This is a genomic window from Maribacter thermophilus, assembly GCF_001020565.1.
Taxonomy (GTDB): Bacteria; Bacteroidota; Bacteroidia; order Flavobacteriales; family Flavobacteriaceae; genus Maribacter; species Maribacter thermophilus.
In genome coordinates this window covers 1646641-1658897 of the sequence record NZ_LDAS01000001.1, presented here as the reverse complement: position 1 = coordinate 1658897, position 12257 = coordinate 1646641, and the positions used below count along the sequence as shown (strand labels likewise).

At 38.6% G+C, this 12257-nt stretch carries 13 protein-coding genes; 6 read left to right on the top strand and 7 right to left on the bottom strand.

Annotated elements, in window-relative coordinates:
* Positions 1-27 precede the first annotated feature (27 nt).
* Positions 28-1092: a DUF3810 domain-containing protein gene (locus AB657_RS07095; RefSeq protein ID WP_316933211.1), complete on the bottom strand. Its 1065-nt coding sequence runs from the start codon at positions 1090-1092 to the stop codon at positions 28-30.
* Between the two features lie 67 nt (positions 1093-1159).
* On the opposite strand from AB657_RS07095, the gene AB657_RS07090 reads away from it, so the two are divergent.
* Positions 1160-2611 (top strand): aminoacyl-histidine dipeptidase, encoded by a 1452-nt coding sequence (locus AB657_RS07090; RefSeq protein WP_047245856.1) that lies wholly within the window; start codon positions 1160-1162, stop codon positions 2609-2611.
* 62 nt (positions 2612-2673) lie between these two features.
* On the opposite strand, the gene AB657_RS07085 is transcribed toward AB657_RS07090, so the two are convergent.
* The 3 genes from AB657_RS07085 to AB657_RS07075 are packed head-to-tail and all read right to left on the bottom strand — an operon-like array spanning position 2674 to position 5388.
* Positions 2674-3810 (bottom strand): peptidylprolyl isomerase, encoded by a 1137-nt coding sequence (locus AB657_RS07085; RefSeq protein WP_084696473.1) that lies wholly within the window; start codon positions 3808-3810, stop codon positions 2674-2676.
* A 13-nt stretch (positions 3811-3823) separates the two neighbouring features.
* Entirely contained in the window at positions 3824-4375 is a 552-nt protein-coding gene (gldI, locus tag AB657_RS07080) for a gliding motility-associated peptidyl-prolyl isomerase GldI (protein ID WP_047245855.1), read from the bottom strand.
* A complete protein-coding gene (locus tag AB657_RS07075) occupies positions 4372-5388 on the bottom strand; it encodes a DHH family phosphoesterase (protein WP_047245854.1) in 1017 nt (338 codons plus the stop codon). Before AB657_RS07075 ends, gldI begins: the two co-directional genes overlap by 4 nt.
* A gap of 158 nt (positions 5389-5546) precedes the next feature.
* Here AB657_RS07075 and AB657_RS07070 point away from each other — a divergent pair, with 158 nt between their 5' ends.
* Positions 5547-5966 (top strand): nucleoside-diphosphate kinase, encoded by a 420-nt coding sequence (locus AB657_RS07070; RefSeq protein ID WP_047245853.1) that lies wholly within the window; start codon positions 5547-5549, stop codon positions 5964-5966.
* 81 nt (positions 5967-6047) lie between these two features.
* Here the strand turns inward: AB657_RS07070 and AB657_RS07065 are convergent, their stop codons facing one another.
* From AB657_RS07065 to recF, 3 genes are read right to left on the bottom strand one after another with little or no spacing between them, the layout of a single operon-like run.
* Positions 6048-6344, bottom strand: a complete 297-nt coding sequence (locus AB657_RS07065) for a DUF721 domain-containing protein (protein WP_047245852.1) — start codon at positions 6342-6344, stop codon at positions 6048-6050.
* A gap of 2 nt (positions 6345-6346) precedes the next feature.
* Positions 6347-6766 carry a hypothetical protein gene (locus AB657_RS07060; protein ID WP_047245851.1) on the bottom strand — a complete coding sequence of 140 codons (420 nt, stop codon included), beginning with the start codon at positions 6764-6766 and terminating at the stop codon, positions 6347-6349.
* Positions 6767-6771: 5 nt separating this feature from the next.
* On the bottom strand, positions 6772-7851 hold the full coding sequence (recF, locus tag AB657_RS07055; RefSeq protein WP_047245850.1) for a DNA replication/repair protein RecF: 1080 nt from the start codon (positions 7849-7851) through the stop codon (positions 6772-6774).
* A gap of 125 nt (positions 7852-7976) precedes the next feature.
* Between recF and AB657_RS07050 the strand changes: the two genes are divergently transcribed.
* The 4 genes from AB657_RS07050 to AB657_RS07030 all read left to right on the top strand — a co-directional run bounded on the left by AB657_RS07050 (position 7977) and on the right by AB657_RS07030 (position 12257).
* A complete protein-coding gene (locus AB657_RS07050) occupies positions 7977-8744 on the top strand; it encodes a tetratricopeptide repeat protein (protein ID WP_047245849.1) in 768 nt (255 codons plus the stop codon).
* A complete protein-coding gene (ribH, locus tag AB657_RS07045; protein WP_047245848.1) occupies positions 8744-9226 on the top strand; it encodes a 6,7-dimethyl-8-ribityllumazine synthase in 483 nt (160 codons plus the stop codon). Before AB657_RS07050 ends, ribH begins: the two co-directional genes overlap by 1 nt.
* A 442-nt stretch (positions 9227-9668) precedes the next feature.
* Positions 9669-11513, top strand: a complete 1845-nt coding sequence (gene mutL, locus AB657_RS07035; protein WP_047245846.1) for a DNA mismatch repair endonuclease MutL — start codon at positions 9669-9671, stop codon at positions 11511-11513.
* A complete protein-coding gene (locus AB657_RS07030; RefSeq protein WP_047245845.1) occupies positions 11514-12257 on the top strand; it encodes a rhomboid family intramembrane serine protease in 744 nt (247 codons plus the stop codon). It begins immediately after the preceding gene.

Below are 12257 nucleotides of genomic sequence, written 5' to 3'. Positions count from 1 at the left end.
TCATATAAACCTATGGATTATTGATGATTATTGAAGAGGGTGTTTTTTATGGTACGCTATTAAAAGGGAAACTACGGCGTTATAGCTTTTAATACCTTGAGATTGATTGTTGGCTTTTAAAAAAGAATTGAAAATAGATTTGAATACCGGTTCCATAGGATTTTCGTACTGGCTCCAAAAATCTGCCATTTCTTGAAAATTGGCTCGTACCCCGGGGTTTAATGCTGCAAACATGGTCTTGAACAGTTCGGCATCTCCTCGTCGAACATCGCTTAAGCAATAACCCAAGGCATACGCGTAAGCGGTATATTGAAAGTAGAGGTCATCGTTGTTGGCCGTTACCAAATACCCTATAAAGTTGGTTTCGTTCTCTGCAGAATACCCAAGTTGATGGCCAATTTCATGTCCGGTAACTATAGGTAGCCTAAAACCGGGCAATATTCCGTTGACCTGTGCCTCGTTGGTAAAAGGGTTTAGGTAACCGGCATACCCCATATATGTGAGTCCGGTACTGAATAAAGATGTTTTGACACTTGGTTTTGCGTATGTAAGAAAGTCGTATTTTTTTGATAAATGTTTATAACCGTCTATGCTTTTTTCGAATATTTCTTTTTTGGAGTAGGGAACTTCCACCTTGGTCAATGAATCTCCTGTAAGTCGTTGTTGTATCTGGTTGGTCTTTTTAATAAGTTTTTGGGTAAAAACTACAAGTTCGTGGTAATCTTTGGTTTCTTTTAATTCTAGTTTGTCGGCCAAGGGTTCACGGTAATAATTAAAACCCCACATTAGGTGAAAGGTAAAATAGGCAATGGATAGTACCATAAGAACATCTCTTAGAAATAAAATTTTATGATGTTTAATGGTTCGCCAATTTTTATATAGGTAACCTATGGCTGTAATGATCAAAAGAAAGTATAGGATATCGCCTACTGAAAAAGGTACCCAACCGAACAACATTCTAAAAAAGATAGAAATTTTAGGGTAGATGCCTGTGCTATATACCTCTTCTATAATCAATGTTTTACCACCAAGCCACTTGATCAGGATAATTTGGGGAATTATTGATAAGGCAATTCCTGTTTTTAATCTCATCTTCATTGCTTCAAAAATAGGGAATTGATTTTTTGGGCAGTATTTTTGACCAAATATTTTAATTGATATGAATACAGAAATCAATAAGCTAGAGCCAAAAGAGGTTTGGGCGAATTTTTTAAAATTGAATGAAGTGCCAAGGCCATCAAAGAAAGAGGAGAAGGTCATTGAGTTTATGTTGGACTTTGGAAAATCTTTGGGACTAGAAACTTTTAGGGACAAAATAGGTAATGTTATAATCAGAAAACCTGCCAGTGCGGGTATGGAAGGCAAAAAGATGGTTACGTTGCAATCGCATTTGGATATGGTGCATCAAAAGAACAACGACACCGTTTTTGATTTTGATACGGAGGGGATACAAATGTACCATGCCGATGGATGGGTAAAGGCCAAAGGGACTACTTTGGGTGCGGACAATGGTATGGGGGTTGCCGCCATTATGGCGCTGCTGGAAAGTGAACAGATAGTGCACCCGCCTTTGGAGGCCTTATTTACAATTGATGAAGAAACGGGTATGACAGGGGCTTTTAATTTGGAAAAGGGTATTTTAAAAGGAGATGTTTTATTGAATTTGGATACGGAAGAGGATGATGAAATAGATATAGGATGTGCCGGGGGAATAGATGTTACGGCCAGTAGAAACTATAACATAAAAGAAGGTGGGCATGGTGATGAGGGAATTCAGATTACGGTCACTGGTTTAAGGGGCGGTCATAGCGGTATGGATATTCATAAGGGCTATGGAAATGCCAATAAGATTATGAACCGTCTGCTTTATTTGGGGCTCGATTTTAATATGCGTATCAGCTCTTTGGAGGGCGGTAGCTTAAGAAACGCCATTCCCAGAGAGAGTGTATGTAAATTGAACATAGGTAGAAAGCATGCTAAAAAATTTATAAAGCGTGTCAACAAATTGTCCGATACTATAAAGTCGGAATTAAGGTTTCAAGAACCAAACCTAGAGATAAGTATATCGGAAATAAAGCCCGCTAAAAAAGTAATGGGTCTTGGTGCCCAAGAGAAGTTGATAAAAACCGTTTATGCTACTTCGAACGGGGTATATGCAATGAGCACTACTATGCCAGATCTTGTGGAAACTTCCAACAACATTGCAAAAGTTGAGGTTAAGGATGGTCATATTACGGTAGCTTGTTTAACACGATCATCGGTCGATACGGCGAAATTGGACTTGGCAAATTCTTTACGGTCGGCATTTGAGCTTGGTGGGTTCAATGTAGAGTTCAGTGGGTCTTATCCGGGGTGGAATCCAAATCCTGACTCGGAAATCCTTTCTGTTGCCAAAACAACTTATTCCGATTTGTTTGAAGAGGAACCTCGTGTGGTTGCCTGTCATGCCGGTTTAGAGTGCGGTATCTTAGGGGAGAAATATCCAGAAATGGATATGATAAGTTTTGGTCCTACAATAAAAGGGGCCCATTCTCCAGATGAGCGTGTGAGTGTGGTTTCTGTCCAAAAATTTTGGAATTTTTTGTTGGAAATTTTAAAACGCACTTCTTAGAAGAGAAATAAAAAAAGCCCCGCAATAAAATTGCGGGGCTTTTTTTATTGTTGTACTTACGGTTATTTAATACCTGTGATCTCTACATCAAAAACCAAATCGGCATTTGGGGGTATTGGGCCTCCACCTTGTTCACCGTAACCGATGTGCGAAGGTATAAAAAGCCTTACCTTGTCACCGACTTTCATGGTTAATAGACCTTCTCTGAAACCTGCGATCAACCGTGTGTCGGGGCTATACTCCATTTCTGCCGGCATGTAACCGCCACCTTGTAGCCTTCTCTCGTCAAATTGGTCATATTTACGCGCAATTTCTTCGTAGTTGCTGTCAAATAAAGTTCCGTCCATTAAGTAACCGGCATACATGACATCTACTTTTTGGCCCATTTTAGGTTTTTCGCCATCACCTTCCTCTAATTTTAAAATTCTAAGTCCGGATGGTAAAGCATTTGCCTTTTCTTTTTGGGTAAGGAGCTCTGCAGCAAAATCGGCCTTTATTTTATTGAGTGCAGCTAATTTTTCAGCTTTTTCGGCTTCTATTTTGGCAAGACGCTCCTCTTCGTTGTCAAAATAGTCCGTCATTACTTTTACGGCATCGAATTTACGGGCATCCTTGCCATTTCTGATAATTTCTATAGTATTCATGGTAACGGCTTCCAGTGGTTTGTTACTGCCGGGTTCAACTGCAACGTTCGCTATGGAGTCCACTACTTCTATGCCTTCCACAACTTCACCAAAAACACTATGGCGCCCATCTAACCATGGGGTCGCATTGTGGGTGATGAAGAATTGACTTCCGTTAGAATCGGGTCCGGGGTTGGCCATGGAAAGAATTCCTTTTTTATCATGCTTTAGAGAATCGTTAAACTCGTCCATGAACTTGTATCCTGGGCCTCCTGTTCCTGCTCCTAATGGATCTCCGCCTTGGATCATAAAGCCTTTCATGACCCTGTGGAACGTTAGTCCGTCGTAGTATTTTTTGCCTTTGTATTCTTCACTTACAAACGGACTTTCGCCTTCGGCCAAAGAAATAAAGTTGGCGACGGTCACCGGTGTTTTTTCATGTTCAAGCCTAACAATGATATCGCCTTTAGAGGTTTTAATGTCTGCGAAGAGACCATCTCCAAGGTCGGCACGTTTGCTGGTTTTACAACTGGCCATAACCAATGGTATAAGAGCCAATAGGTATATTCTTTTTATCATAATAAATGGTTTAATCTTTCGTATTGTTTTGTTGTTTTTCAATTTTTAAAATGGTAATTGTTGATTTTAAGGGAACATTGGTTCCTATTTTGTTGTTATCGCCGTGGTAACCATATGCTATGGACGAAGGAAAAAGGAAAGTTGCCTTTTCGTTTTCCTTTAGTAGTTTAATAGCATCTCTTAATCCGAGAAAAAGTTCTTGTTTGTCTACCTTATAACTAACGGTACCTATTTCAGATTCCGAATAGATCGTATCGTTGTCCAATGTTAGCAAATTGTACTTTAAGATGACCAAGTCATCTGTTTTTGGCGTATAATTGGAGCTGTCGTTCACTTTTAGGTAATGGTACCAAGAACCAGAAGCGCTGTGCGTATAATGTTTTAAGGAGTCGTTCTTGATTATTTCATGAATTTTTTTCTCTTCGGCTTCCAAGAGTTTTCTACTTCGTTCTACCGAAGCTTTAAAAAAACTACCGCTTTTTCTTTTGACCGGTTTTCTTGGTTCTGGACCGTCACAACTAAAAAGTAATATGGTAACAAGAGTTAAGATAATATTTCTCATTGTGTCAATGCAGTTTTATACTGTGGAAGTAATGATGTAAAATAACTGATGGTTTCCTCTAAATTTCTTTCACTTTTACCGCCTGCGGCATTATGGTGTCCGCCACCGTCAAAATGTTTACGGGCAAAATCGTTTACAGAGAACTCACCGACCGATCTAAAGGATATTTTAAAAATACCTTCCTCCCTGTTTTCTATAAATATTACGGCAAAACGGATTCCTTCAAGGGTAAGGCCATAATTTACAAAACCTTCGGTGTCTCCCTTTTCGTAATTATAACGGTCCAGCTCTTCTTGACTCAATGTAATATAAGCAGTATTGAACTCTTTTAGAATCACCATATTTTTCAGCGCACAGCCTAAAAGGTGTAATCTGCTGGGAGAGTTGGTATCATATATACGATGATGGATCTCGGTGTTTTCGGCTCCCTTGTCCATTAAATCAGCTATGATCCGGTGTGTTTTGCTGGTGGTCGCCTTAAATTTAAAAGAGCCCGTATCGGTCATTATACCTGTATAAAGACAGTTGGCAATATCTTTGTCTATAAGATCTAAGTCGCCTAAATAAGAAATAAGATTGTAGACCATTTCACAGGTAGAGCTCATGCTTACATCGGAATACATTACCGTGGCATAGTCCGAGGGTTCTTGGTGGTGATCCACCATTACGAATTTTGCAGTAGCGTTCTGTAGGCTTTCCGACATTTGGCCAACCCTGCCAAAATCGTTAAAATCCAATGTAAAGATCAATTCGGCTTCCGTTATACGCTTTTTTGTTTCCGAGTTGTTGCGTTCAAAATTTATAATTTGATCGGCACCGGGCATCCATTTTAAAAATTTCGGAAAATCGTTCGGTGCCAGTACGTCGGCTCGGTGTCCTTTTTTTGTTAAATAATGCCAAAGGGCCAGTGTGGAACCGATAGCATCGCCATCTGGATTTTTATGCGGAATGATAGCTATCCTCTTTGAAGTGGAAAGCAATTCTTTAAGTGCCTCTATTTGCTCAAAATTCATGGGCGCAAAGATACAATATAATAGCAAATGGGATATACACTATCAACATGCCTATAAGTGGGTTCTTGTGCAATAGTTTTAATTCATAACCTAATGCTAAAACAATTGAAAGTTGTCGTTTGTTCCGAAAAGCGTATTTTTGCGCAAAATTTAGAAAAATGACTACGAATAGAACATTTACAATGATAAAGCCAGATGCTGTTGAAAAAGGGCATATAGGGGCTATTTTGGATAAGATTACGGCTGCTGGTTTTAAGATCGTGGCTATGAAGTACACACAGTTAAGTGTTAGGGATGCCCAAGAATTCTATGCGATTCATAAAGAACGTCCATTTTTTGACGAATTGGTAGAGTTTATGACCAGAGGTCCTATTGTATCGGCTATTTTAGAAAAAGAAAATGCGGTAGAGGATTTTAGGGCCTTGATAGGTGCGACCAACCCAGCGGAAGCTGCGGAAGGAACCATTAGAAAACTTTTTGCGGATAGCATTGCCGAAAATGCCATTCATGGATCTGATAGTGATGAGAACGCAGCCATTGAGGGTGCTTTTCACTTTGCAGGAAGAGAAATCTATTAGATTATTATACTATTTAAGTAAAATAAAATGGCCGGTACAATTGTACCGGCCATTTTTGTTCTGGGTCATTATTGGTGGTGTTTAGCGTAAGACCAATTTTTTCACCAGGTCTTTTCCTAGTTCCTGGTTTATCATTTGTATAATTTTTGACTTTCCCAAACTTAGCTCTTCCCTTAGAACGGAAGAGGAAAGAGATACGAACAGGGTACTATTTTTTAGTTCAACCTCGGTGGTGTAGTTCTGAACACCATTGCCCATAAGATTGGACCATGCTGTTCTTACATCTACCTTGTCTATACCATCTTGCAGTTTGTTCTTTTTGATAAAGGCCGAAAGGGCATCTTGCATGCTAAGGTTATCGTTTTCTCTTCGTGACATTGTTATTCAATTTTTATGGGCTCAAAACGTTTAAAATGATAGACAGTACCTTCCGCGTTCTGTGTAGAGTAACTGTCATCTGACAAGAATATAATACTTTCTTCCCATTCGCTTAAGTCATTTTTGTATAAAATTTTAAAACCGTCATCTTCTTGCTTTATGGTAAATGGTTCTGCATCGTTTGATGTTTTGAAACTTCCGTCAAATTGCGGTACTACCTTTTTTTTGAACCCTTTTAAATCATTGATCTCTATATAGTCGATAATAGAATTAATTTTATATTCCTTTTTGTTGCCATCGGAAAAAACAACTTCTTTTATTTCCCAATACCCATTAAGGTGCTTTAGGTCGCTTTTAGAAACTTTGTTGGAACAAGAGAACAGGACGAACAATATAATGGTAGGGAGTATTAACTTTTTCATTCTTATTACAACTTAAATATTTTGTAGGTCTGATGAATTTTTTTTACAACTTTTTCGGTTCTTTCGGCATGTGTATCGCTCACAAAAATTTGTCCGAAATTTTCTTGGTTTACCAATGAGATGATATGTGACACACGGTTTTCGTCCAGCTTGTCAAAAATATCATCCAATATTAAGATAGGGCTGGTTTTTGCCAATTCTTGCATAAAATGGAATTGTGCAAATTTTAAGGCGATCAAGAAAGATTTTTGTTGTCCTTGACTGCCGAATTTTTTAATGGGATAATCTTTTATCGAAAAACTAAGGTCGTCTTTATGGATGCCTACACTGGTGTATTGCAGGGCTCTGTCCTTTGCCAGGTTTTCTTCTAGCAAAGAAGAGAGGTCGTTGTGCAACAGTTTGCTGTCATAGGCAAGGTTAACCTCTTCGGTGTTGTTTGTGATAGCCTTGTACTGTTCCTTAAAAATAGGGATAAAGATGTCTAAAAACTGTATTCTTTTATTGTATATTTCTGAACCGTAAGCGTGTAGTTGCTCATTATAAACACCAAGGGTGGCCTTGTCAAAAGTATGGTTTGCGGCAAAGTATTTTAATAGGGCGTTTCTTTGCGACAGAATTTTGTTGTAGTTCATCAGCGACTGTAAATAGTCTTTGTCAGATTGTGATATTACACCATCTATGAACTTTCTTCTAACATCGCTACCTTCTAGAATCAAATCTCTGTCCGCCGGTGAGATAATAACCAGGGGCAATAGGCCAATATGGTCTGCAAATCGCTCGTAGGCTTTGCCGTTTCTTTTGATCACTTTTTTGTTGCCCCTTTTTAAGCTGCATATAATTTTTTCTTCACGTTCTTCTTTTTGGAAAAGACCTTCGATCACAAAAAAATCAGTGCCGTGCTTTATGTTTTGGGAAGAGACGGGGTTAAAGTAGCTTTTGCCGAACGAAAGGTGGTATATAGCGTCCAGTATATTTGTTTTTCCTACACCATTGTCACCTACAAAACAGTTGATCTTTGAATCGAACTCTATGTTTTTCGAATCAAAATTTTTATAATTTAAAAGTGATAGTTTTTTGAGAAACATTAAAAAATATCCGTTTTTTTAGTCCGTGATTGCGAAATAGCTACTAGGGCTTCCAAAAATAACGAATAAATACACTATTGGATTTCAATAAAAACTTTATTTTTGCGCGACCAATAAAATTAGAGATGGCAACATATAAGAAAAGAGGATTTAAACCTAAAACCAAGGTTGAGGCTCAGGAGTTTGAAGAGCAAGAAAGTACAACGGCTGAGGTATTCAGTACTTTGGATGAAAGTGCATCCAAAACTGAAGAATGGGTTTCAAGAAATCAAAGCTACATTTTGGGAGTCATTGGGGTTATCGCAATTGGTGTTTTGGGTTACTTGGCGTACGGTCAATTTGTACAAAATCCCAAAGAAACCAGTGCAGCCAACGAAATGTATTATCCACAACAATATTTTGACCAGGCATTGGCGAGTACTACGGCTAAAGATTCATTGTTTACTTTGGCTTTGGAAGGTGCTGAGGGTAAATACGGTTTCTTGGATATTATAGAGGAGTACAGTGGTACCAAAGCGGCCAATTTGGCTAATTATTCGGCTGGTATGGCGTATTTGAGCATGAACAAATATGATGAGGCCGTCGATTATTTGGAAGAATTTAAGTCAGATGATGAGATATTGGGTGCCCTGGCCAAGGGAGGTATTGGAGATGCTTTTATGCAGTTGAACGATCCAAAGAATGCTTTGGAATATTATGAAGCGGCATTTGCACACAGTACGAATGAGTATACGACCCCAAAATTTTTATATAAAGCGGGTGTAACTGCCCTTGAAATGGATGATAAGTCCAAAGCTTTGAAGTATTTTGAGAGAATTAAGAATGAATTTTCCGGTTCAGATGAAGCTCGTTCTATCGATGCCTTTATCGGAATTGCCAAAAGTGGAGCATAATGGCCACAAAAAATAAAAATTTGTCAGATTATGACAAGGCTACAGTCCCAAACGCGAAGGATCTTCGGTTTGGGATTGTTGTTTCTGAGTGGAACTCGAATATTACCGAAGGGCTGTACAAAGGTGCAGAGGAGACCTTGTTGGATTGTGGGGCGCAATCGTCCAACATTGTTAGGTGGAACGTTCCTGGTAGTTTTGAGCTTACCTTTGGTTGTAAAAAAATGTTACAACAAAAAAATGTAGATGCCGTAATTGCCATTGGTAGTGTTATTCAAGGGGAGACCAAACATTTCGATTTTGTTTGTGATGCTACAGCACAGGGTATTAAAGACTTAAATGTTTTGCACGACATACCCGTAATTTTTTGTGTCTTAACGGATAATAACATGCAACAGGCCATTGACCGGAGTGGAGGAAAATATGGCAACAAAGGTTCCGAAGCGGCCATCGCAGCCATTAAAATGGCTGTGCTGGGCAAGTAAACCGTAATTTTTATTTGATCGTCTTAGTTTTTATGACTGTAGGAATAAATTGTTTCCTATAGTTTTTGAAAGGGGAATTCTGTTAACAAATTTTGGCATTCCTTGTATACCGCATTTTTTGAATTTAAGTAACTTTGGGGAATATGGGGATGCTAAGCAAAATAACGCGTTTACGAAAAAATAGGAAGTTTGAATACAATCCTAGATATTTTGATGACAAAGGCAAGGGCAATCCATATAAAATTGAACCAAAGTTCGATCAATTTAGAAGCACCCTCGGTAACCAAAGAGGGCTTAAAAATAAAATAAGTAATGCTCTAGAGGACACAAAAAGAAAAGGTGACCGCAATGTTAAAATTCGTTTTTTAATAATTCTAGGGGTACTCATCTTTATTTTTCTATATGTCATAGATTTTGACCTCTCTATATTTTTTTCCTGATAATGGCAGATATTATTAGACTTTTACCGGATCATGTTGCCAATCAGATAGCAGCAGGTGAAGTAGTTCAGCGTCCTGCGTCCGTAGTTAAAGAGCTATTGGAGAATGCTATCGATGCCAAAGCGACAGAAATAAAATTGATTGTTAAGGACGGGGGAAAAACCTTGATACAAGTTGTGGACAATGGTATTGGTATGAGCGATACGGATGCCAGGCTCAGTTTTGAGCGTCATGCCACTTCTAAAATTCAAAAGGCCGAAGATCTCTTTAATTTAAGCACCAAAGGATTTAGGGGAGAGGCATTGGCTTCTATTGCCGCCATTGCCCATGTAGAAATGATGACCCGTACAGAGGATCAAGAAGTGGGTACGCATATTAAGATAGAAGGGGGTAAGATTTGTAGTCAAGAAGTGGCCGTGGTACCAAAAGGAACTTCTTTGATGGTCAAAAACTTATTTTTCAATATTCCGGCAAGACGAAATTTTTTAAAATCGGATCAAGTAGAATTTCGTCACATAACAGATGAATTTCATAGGGTGGCCCTAGCTCATCCACAAATCGAATTTCATTTTTATAACAATGGAGGGGAGTTGTTTAACCTGCCCGCGAACGATTTTAGAAAAAGAATAGTCCATATCTTCGGTAGAAAGGCAAATGAAAAATTGGTTCCTATAAACGAAGAAACCAATGTGGTAAAGATTTCTGGGTATATTCAAAAACCCGAGTTTGCCAAAAAGAGTAGGGGAGAGCAGTTTTTTTTCGCAAACAATAGATTTATAAAAAGTCCGTACCTGCACCATGCGGTATTGGGCGCTTTTGAAGGTTTGATAAAACCGGGTACCCATCCGGGGTATTTTATTTGTTTGGAAGTGGATCCGGCAACTATAGATATTAACATTCATCCGACCAAAACAGAAGTAAAATTTGATGATGAGCACACGCTTTATGCTTATTTGAAGTCTACCATTAAACATAGTTTAGGCCAGTTTAATGTGGTGCCTTCCTTGGATTTTGAAAAAGATCAGAACTTGGAAACACCTTATGATTTCAAAAATAAGAATGCTCCTGTGCCCAGTATTACGGTAGATGTTGGTTTTAATCCGTTTAAAGAAACCTCTTCTCCAAAGCGTACGCCAAGTTACTCCAAGAGCAGTGCCAAGGGGTGGGAGAACATGTATGAGGGACTAGAAAAAAAATCCTTTGAACATGGCGCGAGTACTTTTGAAGTTGAATCCGAAGAGATCAATAGTACTATCTTTGATTCGGACAAAGATGTTAGGGATACCATAACGACCACTTTTCAGTTGCGAAAAAAGTATATTGTTACCACGATCAAATCGGGAATGGTGGTCATAAATCAGAGTAGGGCACACCAAAGAGTGCTTTATGAAGGTTTTTTAAAAAACCTTACCATTAAAGAAGGGGTCAGTCAACAATTGTTGTTTCCGCTTTTATTGTCGTTTTCTAAGGTAGAATTGGAGATACTAAAAGAAATAAAGGAAAACCTTTGTGCCGTTGGTTTTGTATTTGGCAACATAGAGGATGATGCCGTTGAAATAAAGGGGGTTCCCGTCATGGTTGCCGAAAGCGAGGTGCAAATGGTTATGGAGCAATTGATATCGGACTTTCAAATGGAGGTTTCCGAAGATAGTTTTTCGCAAAGTGATATGCTTGCAAAAACGTTGGCCAAGACCTTATCGGTTAAAACCGGAGAGGTTTTGGACGATGCATCGCAATTAGGTCTGGTAAATGATTTGTTCGCGTGTAAAGAAGCTACATTAAGCCCTTTTAACAAAAGAACTTATATTACCATTACAGAAAATGATATTGATAGAAAATTTATATAAATGACTAGAATAACAGAGGCGATAAAACATTTATTGATAATTAATATTTTGTTTTTTGTCGCAACGAATATTTATGGGGAACAAATGTATCAGTGGTTTTCCTTGTGGTTTCCCAAGAACGAGAATTTCGGCATATGGCAAATTCTTACCCATATGTTTATGCACGGGGGCTTTATGCATATAGCGTTTAACATGTATGCACTGTACGCTTTTGGATCGCCCTTAGAGCGTATGTGGGGTAGAAACAAGTTTTTGTTCTTTTACCTATCGGCAGGTTTGGGGGCCGCATTGATACATACGGGGGTCAATTATTATTATTTTAACGAGGGTATGTCCGCTTTGGTAAATTCAGGTATATCGGAAAGTACGGTTATGGATATTGTCTCTAGTGGACAGTATAGTATGGAGTGGTACAATATTGCGGGCAAATCTACTATAGATAATTTTTTGAGTGCATACCATACGCCTGCGGTCGGGGCATCAGGAGCTATATATGGTATTTTGGTGGCATTTGGAATGTCTTATCCCAATAGCGAACTGTTTCTTATTTTTCTTCCGATACCGATCAAGGCTAAATTTTTTATTCCTGTATTAATAGCTTTAGACCTGTTTTCGGGAGTTACCGGATATGGTATTTTTGGACAGGGTATTGCACATTTCGCGCACGTAGGTGGTGCGTTGTTCGGATTTTTGATGATGTGGTATTGGAAAAAGAATCAGTTTAACAATAACCGTTGGAATTAA

What these genes read in the sequence shown, in the direction of transcription:
- AB657_RS07095 (WP_316933211.1), bottom strand. Translation starts at nt 1,092, where the DNA reads ATGAGATTAAAAACAGGAATTGCCTTATCAATAATTCCCCAAATTATC.
- AB657_RS07090 (WP_047245856.1), top strand. Translation starts at nt 1,160, where the DNA reads ATGAATACAGAAATCAATAAGCTAGAGCCAAAAGAGGTTTGGGCGAAT.
- gldI (WP_047245855.1), bottom strand. Translation starts at nt 4,375, where the DNA reads ATGAGAAATATTATCTTAACTCTTGTTACCATATTACTTTTTAGTTGT.
- AB657_RS07075 (WP_047245854.1), bottom strand. Translation starts at nt 5,388, where the DNA reads ATGAATTTTGAGCAAATAGAGGCACTTAAAGAATTGCTTTCCACTTCA.
- AB657_RS07070 (WP_047245853.1), top strand. Translation starts at nt 5,547, where the DNA reads ATGACTACGAATAGAACATTTACAATGATAAAGCCAGATGCTGTTGAA.
- AB657_RS07065 (WP_047245852.1), bottom strand. Translation starts at nt 6,344, where the DNA reads ATGTCACGAAGAGAAAACGATAACCTTAGCATGCAAGATGCCCTTTCG.
- AB657_RS07060 (WP_047245851.1), bottom strand. Translation starts at nt 6,766, where the DNA reads ATGAAAAAGTTAATACTCCCTACCATTATATTGTTCGTCCTGTTCTCT.
- recF (WP_047245850.1), bottom strand. Translation starts at nt 7,851, where the DNA reads ATGTTTCTCAAAAAACTATCACTTTTAAATTATAAAAATTTTGATTCG.
- AB657_RS07050 (WP_047245849.1), top strand. Translation starts at nt 7,977, where the DNA reads ATGGCAACATATAAGAAAAGAGGATTTAAACCTAAAACCAAGGTTGAG.
- ribH (WP_047245848.1), top strand. Translation starts at nt 8,744, where the DNA reads ATGGCCACAAAAAATAAAAATTTGTCAGATTATGACAAGGCTACAGTC.
- mutL (WP_047245846.1), top strand. Translation starts at nt 9,669, where the DNA reads ATGGCAGATATTATTAGACTTTTACCGGATCATGTTGCCAATCAGATA.
- AB657_RS07030 (WP_047245845.1), top strand. Translation starts at nt 11,514, where the DNA reads ATGACTAGAATAACAGAGGCGATAAAACATTTATTGATAATTAATATT.